This is a genomic window from Nitrospirota bacterium (assembly GCA_016214855.1).
Taxonomy (GTDB): domain Bacteria; phylum Nitrospirota; class Thermodesulfovibrionia; order Thermodesulfovibrionales; family UBA6898; genus UBA6898.
This window is the reverse complement of the sequence record JACRMT010000016.1, coordinates 145,248-161,324: the sequence shown is the minus strand read 5'-3', so window position 1 is coordinate 161,324 and position 16,077 is coordinate 145,248. Positions and strand designations below refer to the sequence as shown.

The 16,077-nt window shown below is 50.8% G+C and carries 13 protein-coding genes; 7 read left to right on the top strand and 6 right to left on the bottom strand.

Going from position 1 to position 16,077, the window contains the following annotated elements; all coding sequences use genetic code 11:
• Positions 1 to 137: 137 nt before the first annotated feature.
• Genes HZB62_14030 through HZB62_14005 form a run of 6 tightly spaced genes read right to left on the bottom strand, consistent with a single transcriptional unit; the run spans position 138 to position 8,427 of the window.
• The gene (locus HZB62_14030) at positions 138 to 1,568 is read right to left on the bottom strand and encodes an O-antigen ligase family protein (GenBank protein ID MBI5076267.1); all 1,431 of its coding nucleotides are present in this window, start codon (positions 1,566 to 1,568) and stop codon (positions 138 to 140) included.
• The gene (locus tag HZB62_14025; protein MBI5076266.1) at positions 1,558 to 3,105 is read right to left on the bottom strand and encodes a DnaJ domain-containing protein; all 1,548 of its coding nucleotides are present in this window, start codon (positions 3,103 to 3,105) and stop codon (positions 1,558 to 1,560) included. The genes HZB62_14030 and HZB62_14025 overlap by 11 nt, the downstream gene beginning before the upstream one ends.
• On the bottom strand, positions 3,033 to 4,340 hold the full coding sequence (locus tag HZB62_14020; GenBank protein MBI5076265.1) for a tetratricopeptide repeat protein: 1,308 nt from the start codon (positions 4,338 to 4,340) through the stop codon (positions 3,033 to 3,035). Before HZB62_14020 ends, HZB62_14025 begins: the two co-directional genes overlap by 73 nt.
• Positions 4,330 to 6,633 (bottom strand): polysaccharide biosynthesis tyrosine autokinase, encoded by a 2,304-nt coding sequence (locus HZB62_14015; GenBank protein ID MBI5076264.1) that lies wholly within the window; start codon positions 6,631 to 6,633, stop codon positions 4,330 to 4,332. Before HZB62_14015 ends, HZB62_14020 begins: the two co-directional genes overlap by 11 nt.
• 7 nt (positions 6,634 to 6,640) lie before the next feature.
• The gene (locus HZB62_14010; GenBank protein ID MBI5076263.1) at positions 6,641 to 7,636 is read right to left on the bottom strand and encodes a polysaccharide biosynthesis/export family protein; all 996 of its coding nucleotides are present in this window, start codon (positions 7,634 to 7,636) and stop codon (positions 6,641 to 6,643) included.
• Between the two features lie 47 nt (positions 7,637 to 7,683).
• Positions 7,684 to 8,427: a FecR domain-containing protein gene (locus tag HZB62_14005; protein MBI5076262.1), complete on the bottom strand. Its 744-nt coding sequence runs from the start codon at positions 8,425 to 8,427 to the stop codon at positions 7,684 to 7,686.
• 184 nt (positions 8,428 to 8,611) lie between these two features.
• Between HZB62_14005 and HZB62_14000 the strand changes: the two genes are divergently transcribed.
• From HZB62_14000 to HZB62_13970, 7 genes are all read left to right on the top strand, one after another.
• The gene (locus HZB62_14000) at positions 8,612 to 8,905 is read left to right on the top strand and encodes a hypothetical protein (protein MBI5076261.1); all 294 of its coding nucleotides are present in this window, start codon (positions 8,612 to 8,614) and stop codon (positions 8,903 to 8,905) included.
• A gap of 117 nt (positions 8,906 to 9,022) precedes the next feature.
• A complete protein-coding gene (locus HZB62_13995) occupies positions 9,023 to 10,153 on the top strand; it encodes an FtsX-like permease family protein (protein ID MBI5076260.1) in 1,131 nt (376 codons plus the stop codon).
• Positions 10,154 to 10,285: 132 nt separating this feature from the next.
• Positions 10,286 to 10,969 carry an ABC transporter ATP-binding protein gene (locus tag HZB62_13990; protein ID MBI5076259.1) on the top strand — a complete coding sequence of 228 codons (684 nt, stop codon included), beginning with the start codon at positions 10,286 to 10,288 and terminating at the stop codon, positions 10,967 to 10,969.
• 186 nt (positions 10,970 to 11,155) lie between these two features.
• Positions 11,156 to 12,148, top strand: a complete 993-nt coding sequence (locus HZB62_13985) for a hypothetical protein (GenBank protein MBI5076258.1) — start codon at positions 11,156 to 11,158, stop codon at positions 12,146 to 12,148.
• Between the two features lie 85 nt (positions 12,149 to 12,233).
• On the top strand, positions 12,234 to 13,217 hold the full coding sequence (locus HZB62_13980) for a hypothetical protein (protein MBI5076257.1): 984 nt from the start codon (positions 12,234 to 12,236) through the stop codon (positions 13,215 to 13,217).
• Entirely contained in the window at positions 13,214 to 14,098 is an 885-nt protein-coding gene (locus HZB62_13975) for a phosphate/phosphite/phosphonate ABC transporter substrate-binding protein (protein MBI5076256.1), read from the top strand. Before HZB62_13980 ends, HZB62_13975 begins: the two co-directional genes overlap by 4 nt.
• Positions 14,095 to 16,074: a HAMP domain-containing protein gene (locus HZB62_13970; protein MBI5076255.1), complete on the top strand. Its 1,980-nt coding sequence runs from the start codon at positions 14,095 to 14,097 to the stop codon at positions 16,072 to 16,074. Before HZB62_13975 ends, HZB62_13970 begins: the two co-directional genes overlap by 4 nt.
• Positions 16,075 to 16,077: the final 3 nt, after the last annotated feature.

Here is a 16,077-nt window from a genome sequence, read left to right as displayed (position 1 = left end):
GTATCCCCATGAGCGAAGCGTCGCATCTACGCATATACCTGTATCCCCACAAGCGAAGCGTCGCATCTACGCATATACCTGTATCCCCACAAGCGAAGCGCTATCTATACGCACTTGCCTTTTCAACCATGCACGCATTATTGGTTATGCAGCTCCTTTTCCCAATCTTCTATTCCATCAGAGATTAACGTGTCCTGTTCTCTTTTGCCGGTTGCCGGTTCTTTGCTGCCGTTTTCCTGCATATCTTTCCCCAAGCCTTGACCTTTCGCCTTTTTTCTATGGTATTTCTCTTCCGCGCTTATCGAGAGGGAGGAGAGCATGCCGAGCACGACTGCGAAGAGCAGCATGTTCGAAAGGATATGGAGGTTGAAATCAAAGATGCTGTGCATCATTATCGAAAAGACCGACGAGATGACGGCGATCCGTATCATGCCTCTTTTCCCCCGGAAATCCGCTTTTGCAAAGGGGTAGAGGAGAAGGCCGGCAAAGGTGAGAAGCAGTGCTATGCCGATCGTCCCGGTCTCGAGCATATATTCGAGATAGTCATTGTGCGCATGGTCATAGATGCTCTGGAGCGGAGCAGGGGAATAGAGATGGAATGTATCGATAAAGGTGCCCAGTCCTGTTCCGGTGAGCCAGAAGTCCCTGAACCCCGACAGGGTTGACTGCCAGACAATGACGCGCTGTTCTTTGGTGATGTCGGTCTCATAGAAACGATTTATGACCGGGTCAATACCGAGGTAAACGAGATACGCCGCAATGACTATCAGAAAGGCGGCAACTGCCCACATTTTTTTTGTCTGGACCCTGGCGATCACGATAAGAATGCTGAAGAGCGCCATGCTTGCAAAGAAGCTGACAATGCCGCCTCGTGAGAGGGAGAAGAAGAGCGATAAGCTCATGATGACGGTCAGAAACCCGAAGAAGACCAACTTTTCCCTGGACTCCCGGGTCAGGGTATAGCCGAGCCCGAGGGGGACGAGCATGCCGATAAAGCCGGCAAAATGGTTTCTGTTCACAAAGGGGCCGAAGGGTGTTCCGCCGGCTGTGAGCTCTCTGAACCAATAGAGCTTATCGTTCCAGGTCGCTTTCTGCACGATCGCAAAGACCGCGAGGCAGAAGCCGAAGACGGTCAGCATGATGATCATCTTTGTCAGTCTTTCTCTGTTCCTGAAGATGATCGAGGAGATGAAAAAGACCATGAAAAAGGCTGCAGCCTTGAGCAGCTCATGCATGGTCAGATAAGGGTCAAAGCTGAGCGGCATGAACTGCATGCCGGAGATGCTGTAAAAGTCCCTTGTCCGTGCTGTCGCAGGGGCGATGAAACTGATGACAGCTGCGGGAAGAGGAATGAGCTGAAGCCCGATATATCCGCAGAAGATGAGGGCAGTGAGAAACAGTTTCCCGGTATTTTCAGGAAGATCGCCTTTCAGGTTCGCACTGTTTATCGACCAGAAAAGGCCTGTGGCAAAGACAAGGAACATGACGGCCGCAGATGACCAGACCTCAACCGCTCCGAAGAGGAGCGCTGCCAGGACAATTATCGCTGCAAGGATATTATTTATCATAGTTCGTGCTGATGATCCTGAGCTGAGCGTTTTCCCTGATCAGCTTCCATGCGATCTTTCCGCTGTATCTGACCCACCGGTCTTCTGCGGATAGGTATCTGTTGATATTATAGATGCCGGACACGGTTGCTGTCTGGCCGTCTGTCCTGATATCCATATTGATGATCTTGTAGTGATTGATCTTTTCGCCGAAGGTCTCTTTGTAGGCGTTCCGTATTTCGTTATAGGACAGGGTGTTGTTCTCCATTGCAGCGCGTGAGAAGAGCGCCATAAAGGTGTTGATATCGCTCTTTGTGTACGCACGGACATATCTCTGCATGAACTCCTCAACCTCATCCCTGGTGATCTGCTCTGCAATGGGTGGAGTGACTGCAGGCTGCTTTGGCTCCGGCGCCGGTTTTGCCGGTTCAGCCGAAACTCTCGGAGCCTCGGAATGCTGCTGAGGGAGCGTGTCTTCTCTGCGCATCTGTTCTCCGTTTGAAGGCTTGAGAGGGGCTATTATCGGCAGGCCCTCATGGTTCTGAGCCCTGTTTGCATTTTTCCCGGGCAGCGCTGCGTTGGCTTCCCTGACTGTATCTTTGGCCTGAGGCTGAGCCTTTTCCCTCGCCTGCTTCTTTTCGTTCGGCTGGAACCAGCTCTTTATCGTCTGCAGAGGGGAGTCTGATGCAGAGGCAGATCCTGATCCCTGAGGTATCTGAACAGGGTCTTTCCTATGCTCAGCGGGACCGGCCTGCATGATCTTCGGCGTATTCTGTTCGACTGCAGCCGTGTTTGGCGCAACAGCTGCGAGGGTCTGCGTCTTTTCGCTGCTGCCGGCCTTCGGCGGTTCCGGCGCAAGCTCTGCTTCAAGATGTGCTGATCTGTTCTGGATGTATATAAATCCGAAGACGGCCAGCGCAATGAGGATATAGAGGGCAAGCAGGATCTTCGTCATGTAAGGACGGATGCTGCTCCATCCTGAGGACGATTCACTGCTTCTGCGTCTGCTGAACGTTTCACGCGGCCGGCGGTGATGCGCAGTGCCATGAGAAGGACCGGAGGGGAATTTCTGGTTCAGCATCTGCTCTGTCAGCCTGCGGTCATATTCTGCCCGCTTTGTCTCGTCCTTGAGCGCTGTATATGCCTCATTGACTTTTTTTGCCCGCTCCGAAACCCATTCTTCATTGCCCGGCTGCTTATCCGGATGATAGAGCAGCATGAACTTCTTCCATCTTTTGCTTAATTCTTCCGGCGTTGCATGCTGCGGCAGGCCGAGGGTTATATAGTAGTTGTTCTCAGGGTTGAAGTGCATCTTCGAAATGACAAAGCTTGCGCCGTCAACGAGGTACTTCATGTCAATGCTGCGGCGCTGGGCAAATTCCCTGATCGTCTCATTGCCATGGGAGATCTCAATAAGGCTGTCAAAGCACGTGATCGCCTCGCGGTACAGGCGTTCAGGTTCATCACCCTTATACGACAGGGAGATTACTTCGTATGCTTTTTGGAGCTGCTCGTCTGAATGGCTGTTTGGGGTTTCAGGATTATCCCGTCTATCCATGCCGTTCCCTCGATCTTATTGTCAAGCTTTTGAGACCTCTCTCTCCGTATTTTTACGATCGCTGCACTGCATGAAGCAGGCATTTCGAAATTCACGGTCACTTCTTTCCAGTATCCGCTGCCAACGACACTGTCTGTCCGGGCCTCAAGACCGGTGCAGTTATGCCCCTGTATCTGTATAAAAATGCCGTTTTTTGTGGTGATGCCATCGGTCTTGATATAGGTCCTGAGCACGTAATGTATTCCAGGAGTGATTGGCACGACCTGCCGGGCAATGGTTATATCAGGATTATGCTGACCGTCGAAAACAATGCCGAGGGAACGGGTGCCCGTCATCTTGATCGAATCGTCGATAAAGACATTGGCGCCCTGGCCTTCGGTTATCTTCCAGTCAAACCCTCCGTTGAGGGGCTCGCTTTCAAAGCCGTGATTCCAGAGGATTGAGTTCACTTCGCGTCCATGCATGCCCTCGATCTTTGCCGTGACCTCATTCCAGATCGTTTCTGCCTCTGCGTAAAGGCCCTGTTCGATCAGGAAGTTGGTATATGCTATGAAGTCCTTCTTCTCGATGCTGTTTGGATCGAGCGTCTTCCATGCCTCTGCTGATTCTGCGGCCTTCTTTGTTGAGATAAGATATGACAGATACCCCGATTGATACGGGTAGGACTGCGGAACAATATTGCCGATAATAAAACTGTTTTCGAGTTTGAGCTTCCAGCAAAGATCATAGACCATTGTCTGCATCGCAGGCTCAAGGAGGAGATACTGCTTCAGCACGGCAACTGCCTTTTCTGTCATGTTGTTCATGAGCCAGAATGTCCCTGCTTCCCAGAGGAGCGAGGGGTTGTTGGGATTCAGCTTTACCGCCCTCTCGAGGGCATGCTCAGCCTCTGGCATCTGACCGTTCAGCTGGTACGCCTTTGAAAGGTCGATCCATGCGCCGGGCTGCAGGGGAGTTCGTCTGAGTGACTCCTGGTATGCTTCGATCGCTTTCTGCATGTCAGGGCTGTCCAGGTTTATGTGGTAGTATTTCCCGAGGAGGTAGTGATACGATGCGTTCCCGCTATCCCAGCGGACCGCTGCTGTCAGTGCCTTCTCGTTCTGTTCTCTGAAGGAATACCAGCCAAGGACCCTGGCGCCAAGGGGGATGAGAGAGGCGATGAAAAGGATAAGCGCCAAAACAGGGATAAGAGCTGCCAGGGCGGCTCCTCTCCTGCCCGATCGGCTATTTTTCATCACTCGTATAATTTTGGTAGTAATACTGGTAGTAGGAATAATAGCCGTACTTCATGTTCGGCTCGTCGATGGCATTCAGCACAACGCCCAACACCTTTGCATTGACACTCTCGAGGATCTTCTTTGCCTGTACAGCCGCCTCTTTCGGGGTCTGTCCTGATCTGACGACCATGATGACCCCGTCCGTTTGTGTGCTCGCTATGGCAGCGTCAGCAAGGCCGAGGATGGGCGGTGTATCGAAGATGATGTAATTGTACAGCGGGTACAGGCCGTCTATCAACTCCCGCAGCCTGTAGGAACCTAACAGTTCTGCAGGATTGGGCGGCAGGGGGCCTGAAGTTATGACATCAAGGTTCGGGATGTCTGTCTGCTTCACCAGGGTATCCCCGAACTCCTCGTTGCCCGAGAGGAAGGACGACAGCCCTGCAGTATTGCTTATCTTGAAGACCTTGTGGAGTCGCGGTCTGCGCATATCAGCGTCAAGAATGACAACTTTGGCATCTGATTTGGTAAGGCTGATGGCCGTATTGATCGCCGTCGTCGTCTTGCCTTCCTCCCTCCGCGCACTGGTGACCATCATCACCTTTGGCGGCTTTCCTGCTGTAGAGAAAAGGAGAAATGTCCTGATGGACGAGTACGCCTCGCTCAATTGGCTCTTGCTGTCAGAATGACTTATGTATTCAACGGGCGAAGTCTTGGTCTGCTTTGCAGGGACCCTGTTTTTTCCGCTGCGGGATTTTAACGCTATTTTCTCAGGGGCGTAGAGGGGGACAAGGCCGAGGGACGGCATGTACATTTTCTTTTCAATATCTTCAGGCGTCTTGATCGTGTTGTCCAGATACTCGGCAAAAAAGGCAAGGCCGATGCCTCCAAAGAGGCCGATGATCAGGGCAAGCAGAATATTCCTGCCCTTCTTGGGAGTGAAAGGCCCTTTCGGGACTTCCGCACGGTCAAGGACCTGGATGTTGCTTGAGGCGAGGCTTGCTGATATGCCGGTCTCTTTCAGCCTCTGGAGCAGGCCGTTATAGAGTTCCTTGTTCGTATCAGCCTCACGCTTCAGGATCTGATACTGGACAGAGCGGTTATTAAGGTCAAGGGCCTCCTGTTTCTGCTTTTCAAAGGCAGACTTCAGGTACGTTTCGCGTCTGACCGCTGCCTCATAGTCCTTTTTGATGCTCGATACGACCCTCCTGGTCTCCGTATCCAGCCGCTTCTTCACCTGGTCCATCAGTTCCTTGAGCTTCACCATCTTGGGATAGTCGGCCTTGTAGGTCTTGAGGTTCTGATTGTAGTCTGACTCAAGGGCAGCATAGTCCTTGCGCATTGACATGACCAGGGCATTGTTCAGCACAATAGGGCTGGCCTCAGCCTCGCCGGACTTTACTTCGTTATAGATTGCTTCTTTCTGTATCCGCTCGGAGGTCGCCGTGATCATCTCGGTCGAGAGCGCACCAAGTTTTTTTGAGACAAGGTTTTCACTTCCGCCGCTCTTGCCGTCTTTGTCATCGAACTTTGTCTCAAGAAAGATGATCCCGTTTTTTCCGGCATACTCGTTCAGTTTTTCTTCTGCCTGCTCTACCTTGGCCTTCATCGCTTCGAGCTGTTTTTCGAGCCATTCGCGTGCCTGCTGCGTTGCCTCGAATTTTGATTCGATGTTCAGGTCAATGAATGACTTTGCAAGGGAATCAGTCACCTTTGCTGCGAGCTCCGGGTTATAAGAGGTGAAACTTACATTGACGAGCCGCGACTTCTGCTGGGGAATGACCTCTACTCTTTTGAGAAAGCCGTCCACAAGGGATGAGTCTATGCCCTCTTCCTTAAGAAGCGGACTGTCAGACTTTTTCAGAAATGAGGCAACCTTGATCTCGGCCTTCTGCCCCGAAAACTCAGGATTTACATCCAGCTTCATCTGCCTGATCACGCGCTTTGCAAGATTTCTTGACTTGAGGATCTTGAACTGGGTCTGGTAGTAGTCCTCTTCCGGCCTTTCTACGGCATAGACATCCTTAAACGTGAGGATATTGGGGTTTTCCTTGTCGATCTTCATGGTTACGGTAGATTTATATTGGGGCTTCATCATGAAGGTGCCGATCGTTACCGTCGTAAAGACGGTCAGCAGGAAGGTGATGACAATCCATTTTCTTCTGAGGATGATCTGCAGATAGTCCCGGAGATGGACCTCGTCTTCACCATACGGATAATAGGAGCTGGGAACAAGAGGGTGCTCGCCTATTTTTTCAAGCGCCCTGCTTTTGTTATCTTCCTGAGATGAATTTATTCTGTCGTCTGCCATGAGTTAACTACATTGCACGAGTTCCAAACGATACAAACCCTCTTATGGTGTTGATGAACCCGTTAAAGAAATTCTTCATATCGCTCTGGGGCACAATAATTATATCATTTTCGGCGATCTGAATGTCTGATTTGGAGCCACTCATGATGTCGTTGTAATCGACAATTATGATATCACGGTCACCTTTTCCATTTTCGCGGTATATTCTGACTTCGGTGAGATCAGCAATAGGGGAGGCTCCCTGGGCGATTGAAATTGCCTGGGTAAGGTTTGTCTTGCCCTTCAGGTTATACACGCCCGGCGTTCTGACTGATCCGTCAACAAAGAAGATGCCGCCCTTCGGCACATTGATGATGTCTCCTGCAAACACAGGGATGTTCAGGCTGAAATTGCCTCTCATGATAAGCTCATCAAGGTCTATAACTATGGTCTCTGCCTTACTATTGGGGTTTGTCCTGAGCGTCGGCCTGACGACATAACAGATGTTGCCGGCCTCGGCAGCAAGCCCATCAGCCATCAACAACATATCCAGAAGATATCTCTGGCCGGTAATGGCAAAGACCTGGGACTTTTTGACCGCGCCGATGACCGATATCCTCTGGCTCTTGTATTCCCTGACAAAGACTGTTACCACGGTCTCCTGTACATATTTCTCGAGTCGTTGCGCGATAAGCTTCTCAGCCTCGGCAGTGGTGAGCCCTTTTATATTGAGAATGCCGACCAGGGGCAGGGCTATATCTCCCTGAGAATTGACCCTGACCGTCTTTTTCAGTTCCTCTACATTATAGGCCTCAATATCAAGAAGGTCCTCAGGTCCTATCAGATAGCTCTCCTCTAAAGGAGTCTGCTGGGTTATGGCAGAAATCAGGAGGGCTTCATTGAGCTTATCTGATTTTTTGGAAGAGGCCATGATATCTGCCGGGGAAGAGGTCCTGACCGCAGAAGAGCCGCCGCATCCGGCGAGAAACATGACAACGAGAAAAAAGAATGCAACTCTGGGCATTGAGATATTCATTACCTGCAAAAAGTTGTTATAAGGATATAGGTTGATCAGGGGGCTGAAGGGCTCGCCAGCTTTTTGTTACTGCCTCCATGAGCAAGTAATGCGATTGTGCCAACAGTTACACCTCCGAGAATAAGGGCGCCAGGCATGGGCCACCATGACCCTGAGTCCTTTTTCTCGTCTCCAGAGGGAAATGCCTGCGTATTATAGGCTTTATAGGTATTGTTTACATCAACAAACATGCTCTCTCCGGAAGAAAGAAGTTTTGTCTCGGTAGGGGTGACATCAATGGCAACGCGTCCGGCAATGCATCTGACCTCGGTCCCCTTATCTGTTGCTGAAATGACGCCCAGGACCCTCCCTGATTTTTCAAGGCTCACTTTCTGAACAAGAGAACTTTTTTTGTTTACCGAGACGGATGCTGATGATGTTTGCACGGACAGGGAGGCTCCCGGAGCAATATTAAAGGCTAATGTCCCCTTGCTCATCTGGACCGTATAATTACCGCTGCTGCCGTCTATAAGGGCCAGAGAATTTTTTGAAAGGTCAATACGTGATCCGTCTTTGAAATAGAGGGCAGCGCTGCCGTCGTCTGTCTTGATGCCTGTATTTTGCAGAAGGGGATAGGTTGCAGGGGCAGAGAGCCACTGGCCGCCAGTTGATTCTATGAAGACCTTGCCGTTTGCCTTGACCTCGCCAAGAACCGCGATACTCTGGGCAGAAACAGGAGCTATCATTGAAAAAGAAAAAGCAAGTAATAGTAAGACAGCAACCATATTTTTTTGTGTCATCTCTCCCCTCCGCTCTCCGTAATATACTATAAATAATAGTATGAACTGTCCGCTCCAGCTATTTTTTTACCAAAAAAGGATAGAAAAGTCAATTATTTCTCTCAATGTGCTCTCTTAAAAATGCATACAGTTGCAGATATTTGTGGTAATATTTCTTTTAACTGCCTATGGCGCACCTGAGTCGATGAGAAAATCAATGGTTTATCTTGCGGTTGTTGTCAGCCAGGTGGTGATAACCGTTGTGCTCAGTATTCATGCAGCGACCGTGATAAAGGCTGCCAGACCACGGCAGGAGGGAGTAAGCCGTGTGGTATCGGCCCTGAAGCTTACTGACCTCTGTCTTTTTACGGAAGCGCGCTATACCCGCCATCCGTCCATGGCGGATCGCAATACTGCTTTTCAGGACTATCCTTTTTCCTTCGAGCATTTCCCGTCCGGTTCGCTTATGACTGTTCCGGAAATTGTGAGAAAGAGATGAAAAGACCGTGGACCGGGAAGCGTGAGACGTGAGGCGGGAAGAGTAGATGGGCAGATGCGGTGTTTTACTTTCGCATCTACGCATTAACGCGTTTACTTTGTTATTTTTATTGCTGATATGTGGATAGATAAACAGAAAAATATACTGGACTTTACGCTTTCGTCCCTTCTGCGGAGAAAGGGCAAGAATGCTGCCCTTGTCTGTGTGTACTCGGTTGTGGTCTTTGTGCTCGCCTCGGTCATGTTCTTTACTCATGCCATTAAAAAGGAAGCGATGATCATCCTGAAAGACGCTCCTGAGGTCATTGTCCAGCGCATGGTTGCAGGCAGGCATGACCTCATGGACCTGAGCTATGCAGATGAAATAAGAAAGATAACGGGTGTGAGCAGCGCAGAAGGCCGGCTTTGGGGATATTACTATGACCCGCTCTTCAAGGCAAACTACACGCTGATGGTCCCTCCCGAGTTCAAATATCAGGAGGGGGAGATAGCCATTGGTCAGGGGGTCTCACGGTCTGCGGTCACTGAGGCGGGCAACGTCATGCCCTTTTTCGGCATTGACGGCAAGCTCACGAGTTTCAGGATCAGGGAGCTGTTGTCGTCTGAATCAGAACTGGTAACGTCCGATCTGGTGCTCATGTCTGAGCAGGATTTCAGGGCGCTCTTCGGTATACCGAAGAACAGGGCGACCGATCTTGCCGTGACCGTAGGCAATCCCCAGGAAGTGGTCACGATAGCGAACAAGATAAAGAAGCAGCTTCCGGACACACGGCCCATCATACGCGAGGAGATCATCAGGACCTATGACACGATCTTTGACTGGCGGAGCGGCATTATGCTGGTCATCTTTTCGGGCGCACTGCTTGCTTTTATCATTTTTGCCTGGGATAAGGCCTCCGGACTGAGCGCAGAGGAACGGAAGGAGATCGGCATTCTCAAGGCAACGGGCTGGGAGACCTCGGATGTCATTTTGATGAAGTTCTGGGAAGGCGCAGTCATATCGCTTACGTCATTCCTGGCAGGCATGATCTTCGCCTATGTGCATGTCTTTTTCAGTTCGGCTGCACTGTTCGAGCCTGTGCTCAAAGGGTGGGCAGTGCTGTATCCCCAATTCAGGCTGGTGCCCTATATTAATGCATACCAGGTCACCACGCTGTTCTTCCTTACCGTGGTCCCTTATACAACGGCAACGATCATCCCTGCCTGGAGAGCTGCCATTGTGGATCCTGATTCGGTAATGAGAACGTGAGACGGTGAAGAGAAAAAAAGTAAGAAGTAAGGAGTATGCAGTGAAAAAGCGAGGCATGAGGAGTGGAGAGCGAGGAATAAGGAGTGACGTATCAAATACTGACACCAATCACGAATGACGGATAACGACTGTATGATAGTTCTCGATAAGGTAAAAAAGGTTTTCAATCAGGGCAGACCCAATGAGCTCATTGCGGTAGCTGATGCCAGCCTGTCGCTCGCTGCATCGAAGGTGACGGTGCTTAAGGGGCCGAGCGGTTCGGGTAAGACCACGCTGCTCAGCATTATCGGCTGTATGACGCGGCCTACTGCCGGCAGGATACACCTTGACGATCGGGAGATCACCAGCCTGCCTGAGCGTTTTCTGACCGCAGTCCGCAGTCAGACCTTCGGTTTTATCTTCCAGCAGTTCAACCTGATCCGCGGCATCACGGCGCTTGAGAATGTGATGATACCCGCGTACCCGAAGGGTGAACGGTATGGGATGCTGAAGGCAAGGGCGATGAACCTGCTATCCATGTTCGATCTTGCGGCCAAGGCAGCGTCAAAGGCCGAGTGGCTTTCAGGCGGGGAGGCTCAGCGGGTTGCCATAGCACGCGCCCTGATCAACAATCCTTCAATCCTTATTGCTGACGAGCCGACCGCTCATCTTGATACAAAGCTCTCGGGAGAGTTCATGGAGATCATGGCAGGGCTTCACCGGGAAGGCCGGACGATCATTATCGCAAGCCATGACCCCGTGGTGTATGATTCCTCTCTTGTGGACAGGGTCGTTGAGATGCGCGACGGGAAGATAGAACGGGAATCAGCAGCATAGTAAGGTAAAGGGTAAAACGGAGAGGAAAAGTTAGAGCAGGTAAGTCAGAAGAATGGGAAGAGACATGCGAAGAGAGAAAAATAGAAGGCAGACGGTCTGCTGTGAGATACAATCGGCTGGTTTTTTTCTCCGATGTCTCTTTATCACCTTTACCTCTACCTCTGTTCTTTCTGATTGCCACTCCCTATGATCCTCCATCCTGCGATACTCGCGCTTCTTTCCGGATCGTTCATGGTCGCGGCAATGCTTCTTTACTCTTCCTGGTTCGGCCTCCGGATCATCAGGACGTGGGATCTCCGGTCAGGCAGCGAGGCGCAGCTTGTCCTCGAAAAGCGCACATACCTTATCTCAACGATCATGTCCTACGCATTTATTTTTCAGCTTGTCTCGCTCTTCCTCTTTATCTACACGGCTGACAGTCTCTGTACGCTTTTTGTAGGGGCCATGTGTGCTGCGGGTACGCTTAATGTGAATGCTTACGGCTATCCGGCCTTTATCCTGAAACTCGGCAACTTCATCCTTGCAGGCCTCTGGCTGATCCTGAACCATGCAGATAACAGGGCCTATGACTATCCGCTCATACGGAAGAAATATCTTCTGCTGCTCTTCATAACCCCTGTTGTGATCGTCGAGACGGTCCTCCAGGCGCGGTATTTTCTCGGCCTTGAGGCTGAGGTGATAACGTCCTGCTGCGGCAGCCTTTTCAGCAGGGAGGGGCGGGACTCCCTCCCTCTTCTCTATGCGGCTCCTCTTGTTCCGATGAAACTGCTGTTCTATTCTACCCTGGCAGGGACGGGTATATCCGGGCTCCTGTTCCGGCGTACAGGGAAGGGTGCCTATATTTTTTCAGCCTTCAGCCTGCTTGCATTCCTGGCCTCTGCCTGGTTTCTGGTGCATGTAATCGTGCTGTACATTTACGAACTGCCGACGCACCACTGCCCCTTCTGCATATTCAAGAAGGAGTATGCATATGTCGGGTACCTCTTTTATCTGACGCTCTTTACCGGCGTTATCTCCGGTATGGGCGTTGGTCTGCTCCAGCCTTTTACAAAGGTCAGCAGTTTGAGAAGTTTCGTCCCGGGGATACAGAAAAGACTTTCTCTGTTCTCCCTGATCTCATACGTGGGCTTTTTTCTTCTTGCCGTATATACTATTACCACCTCTGCTTTAAGAATGTAACGGTCCTCCGCGTCACAGAGCAGAAGAACATGGCCGCATAGGTCGTGTGCCGACGGCTATTTACAATGATGCATAAAGCTGATATATGTATAAGCAGAAGGACGGTATTTCCGGTGAGGTGTGCATGTTCGTGATCAACAAGAGAGCTCTCGTTTGCCTGTCAGGAATGCTCGTTATCGTATTTCTGATGCTCCCCTCTGTCGGTCTTTCTGCTGAAAACAGGATCGGCGTCATCATGACAGGGAACGTCCCCTATTATCAGGAGATCCACAAGGCTTTTATGACGCGTCTCGGCAGAGAGGGAATTTCTGCAAAGACCGAGATCATTGTCCAGAACCCTTATCCTGATGCCATCTCGCTGAGCAATGCAGCGCGCAAGCTCATCGCGGCCGATGTCGATGTCATTGTTGTGTACGGAGCCTCTGCCGCTGTTTCGGTCCTGCAGGAACAGACCAAGATACCGATGGTCTATGCGGCTGCATATGAGCCGTACATGTCCCGGATAAAGAGCCGGAACAGTACCGGCATAACCATAAAACTGTCCATATCGCGGCTGCTGCGGTATTTGAGGGAATTGACACCGATATCAGTCCTTGCCGTTGTTTACAGCGGGAACGAGGAGGATTCCCTGTTCCAGTTCAGGGAGGTATCGAAGCTTGCCGGGCAGTACGGCATCAAGATCGAAGGGATCAACCTCAGCAGGCACCAGGAGGCAAAGGCAAAGCTCAGCGGTTTAAAAATAGATGCCCTGTTTGTCACCGGCAGTTCTGTTGCCCATATGGCATTGCCGGTGATCAGTGAATTTGGCAGGGAGAAAAAGATACCGCTTGCATCATTTTTGCTCTCCAGGGATTCCTACGCCGCAGTGGCACTGTCGACAAGTCCTCTTGAGCAGGGCGAGAAGGCCGCTGAAAAGACCATACGGATTTTTGAGGGCACTGCTCCGGATAAGATCAGGGTCGAGTCGGCCCATGACGTGGAACTGGTGTTCAATTTCAAAGAGGCGATCTCCATGGGCTGGAAGATGCCTATGGACCTCTTAACAGAAGCTACACGGCTGATAAAATGAACCGGCGGATTTTCATAGCGCAGATCATCATGGTGCTGGTGGTCCTTCTGTCTCCGGCCAGGGCGTTCGCGGAAGAAGAGATCCTTATCGGCCTTATCCCGGAGGAGAATATTTTCACGCAGATGGACAGGCACCGGCCGCTTGCCGCATATCTTACCAAGAAGCTCGGGACCGGGATCAGGTTCACGATATTGAGCAGATACGGTGATGTGCTGGACAGGTTCATGTCCCGCAAGATGGACGGCGCTTTTTTCGGCGTCTTTACCAGCGTGCTTGCCATGGAACAGCTCGATGCCGAACCTATTGTTCATCCGGTGAACCTGGATGGTGCGTCAGCGGTGCAGAGTTACATCTTTGTCCGAAAGGACAGTAATATCCAGAGTATTCAGGACATGAAAGGGAAAAAGATAGCCTTTGTTGACAGGGCAACGGTCACCGGATATCTCTATGCACTTTCATTCCTCAGAGAGCGGGGCGTGCAGGATATCAATACGTTCTTCAGGGAGGTCTCCTTTACCGGAAGCCACGGTTCAACGATCTACGCGGTGCTGGACGGCAGGGCAGACATCGGGACCGCAAAGAGCAAGATCTTCCAGCAGCTGGTCAAAAAAGATTACAGTATTAAAGAAGAACTTGTTATTCTTGCGAAATCACGGGAATTTCCTGATACCACGCTTTTTCTGCGCAAGGACCTTTCTTCTGCCAAACGTCAGCAGATCCGGGATATCCTTTTGAACATGGATAAAGACGCTGAAGGGCGGGAGGCCCTGAAAAAACTGGAATCAATGATGTTCGTTGAGGCAAAAACAAGTGATTTTCAGCCCTTTTTCGAAATTGCCCGGAAGTCCGGTATAACCGTGAAGACCTACAAATATAAATGAAAAAGCGGCTTATATACTCCCTGTCGTCGCTCTTTTTGCTTTTCACGTTAGGCGCCGCGCTTTCCATGCTGTATACCTACAGGATCTCCCATGATCTTGAGTCTGTTATCAACCTTCACCGGATAGAGATCGTCAGACAGAGCTTTGTGATCAATATCCAGAATGTGCAGTCGAATCTCTACGCCACAGGAACGGTCTTCGGCAAAGAACTTGACACGATCGTGGACAATGTCTCGGCCATGGATGATTCCATCAAGAACTGTCTGAGCTGTCATCACAATCCCGAGATGACCGAGAGGCTGAACAATGTTCACAAGGTGGTGGAGCAGTATAAAGATGCCATCAGTTATCTTGTGACGAGCACGGCGAACGAGGAGAGGATAGCGCGTCTCAAGATAGTAGCGGTGGGTATCGGCGATTCTCTTCTGTCAAAAACACAGGAGATGGCCACTATTGCGGACAAGACCCTCAGAAATCGCACGATAGAGGCTGTAAATGCTATTAGAAAGTCCAGGATTATTCTCGTTATTACTCTTGCTGTATCGTTTATTCTTGCCCTTGGTATTGCGGCAACACTTACCAGGCAGATAACCACGCCTGTGTATGAGCTTGTGAATGCGGCGAGAATGATCGCATCAGGGAACGTGGGATACAAGACCGGATATAAAGATAGTACTGAATTCGGCGAGGTTGCAAACAGCTTCAATGCCATGAGTACCGCGCTTCAGGCAGAACATGACAAGACAAGGCATTACATTGAGCAGTTGTCCGGTCTGTACAAGGTCACGCTCTCGTTCTATGACATTTTTGAAATGGAGCAGGCATTTCAGGAGATCTGCGGCAGTATTTCGGACATCCTGAAGGTGGATCAGACGATCCTCCTGCTCTTCGATGAGAAAAAGAAGAGCTACGCCCCTTTTGCTTCTGCCGGACCGACCTCTGACAGCTTGCGGGCGGCAATGCAGCTGCCGCTTGAAACGGTGGTTGAGCTGTATCAGAGATCAGAGGGTCAGCCGGTTATCATTAACGATGCCGGCCGCATCGAAGTCGACCTGTTCAGAGTGCTTGTCCCCGAATCGGAACACGGACAGAATATGATGCTTGCCTGGCTTCTTACCAAGGAAAAGATCCTCGGTGCGATACGGGTCTCGGATAAAAAAGGCTCTTTCACCGACGAGGACTCCAAGATCCTTATCATTCTTGCCAACCATATGGCAGTTGCGATGGAGAACGCGGATCTCTACCGCAACCTGCAGAATAATATGGCAGAACTGAGAGAGACCCAGGAACAGCTTATTCAGTCGGCGAAGCTGGCAGCCATTGGAGAACTTGCTTCGAACGTTGCCCATGAGATCAACAACCCTCTTACCAGTATTATCGGCTTTGCCGAGCTTTCCCGGGAAGACGAGGATATTGAATCCATACGGAAGAGTCTTGATATCATAGAGAAAGAATCACTCCGCGCCAGGGACATTGTAAAACAGCTGCTCGGTTTTGCACGAAAGAAGCCTCTTCATCTGACCGAAGTGGATATCAATGCCGTGGTCAGGGAAGTGATTGTATTCTCTTCCTCGCAGACGCGCATGGGCAAGGTCAAGGTCACCGAAGAATACGGCAGCATTCCGCTTACCAAGGGGGATGTTGACCAGCTGAAGCAGGTTTTCCTGAATATCATTACGAACGCAATCCATGCAATGCCTGATGGGGGCAGTATTGCCATAAGGACCTTTACCCTGGGCGAGTATATCCTGGTAAGCTTCTCTGATACCGGTCAGGGCATTTCGAGCGAGGTCAGGCAGCGCATCTTCGAGCCCTTCTTTTCGACCAAGAAGGAAAAGGGGACCGGGCTCGGCCTTTCGATCAGCTACCGTATCATACAGGACCACCTCGGCAGGATAGATGTGGAGAGTGAACCGGGTAAAGGCACTACCTTCACGGTCCGCCTGCCGCAAAAGCTGCCGGTAAAGACCGCATAGGCC

Bases quoted from the DNA above. Each gene is read 5' to 3' on its own strand.
- HZB62_14030 (MBI5076267.1), bottom strand. From the start codon at position 1,568: ATGATAAATAATATCCTTGCAGCGATAATTGTCCTGGCAGCGCTCCTC.
- HZB62_14025 (MBI5076266.1), bottom strand. From the start codon at position 3,105: ATGGATAGACGGGATAATCCTGAAACCCCAAACAGCCATTCAGACGAG.
- HZB62_14020 (MBI5076265.1), bottom strand. From the start codon at position 4,340: ATGAAAAATAGCCGATCGGGCAGGAGAGGAGCCGCCCTGGCAGCTCTT.
- HZB62_14015 (MBI5076264.1), bottom strand. From the start codon at position 6,633: ATGGCAGACGACAGAATAAATTCATCTCAGGAAGATAACAAAAGCAGG.
- HZB62_14010 (MBI5076263.1), bottom strand. From the start codon at position 7,636: ATGCCCAGAGTTGCATTCTTTTTTCTCGTTGTCATGTTTCTCGCCGGA.
- HZB62_14005 (MBI5076262.1), bottom strand. From the start codon at position 8,427: ATGACACAAAAAAATATGGTTGCTGTCTTACTATTACTTGCTTTTTCT.
- HZB62_14000 (MBI5076261.1), top strand. From the start codon at position 8,612: ATGAGAAAATCAATGGTTTATCTTGCGGTTGTTGTCAGCCAGGTGGTG.
- HZB62_13995 (MBI5076260.1), top strand. From the start codon at position 9,023: ATGTGGATAGATAAACAGAAAAATATACTGGACTTTACGCTTTCGTCC.
- HZB62_13990 (MBI5076259.1), top strand. From the start codon at position 10,286: ATGATAGTTCTCGATAAGGTAAAAAAGGTTTTCAATCAGGGCAGACCC.
- HZB62_13985 (MBI5076258.1), top strand. From the start codon at position 11,156: ATGATCCTCCATCCTGCGATACTCGCGCTTCTTTCCGGATCGTTCATG.
- HZB62_13980 (MBI5076257.1), top strand. From the start codon at position 12,234: ATGTATAAGCAGAAGGACGGTATTTCCGGTGAGGTGTGCATGTTCGTG.
- HZB62_13975 (MBI5076256.1), top strand. From the start codon at position 13,214: ATGAACCGGCGGATTTTCATAGCGCAGATCATCATGGTGCTGGTGGTC.
- HZB62_13970 (MBI5076255.1), top strand. From the start codon at position 14,095: ATGAAAAAGCGGCTTATATACTCCCTGTCGTCGCTCTTTTTGCTTTTC.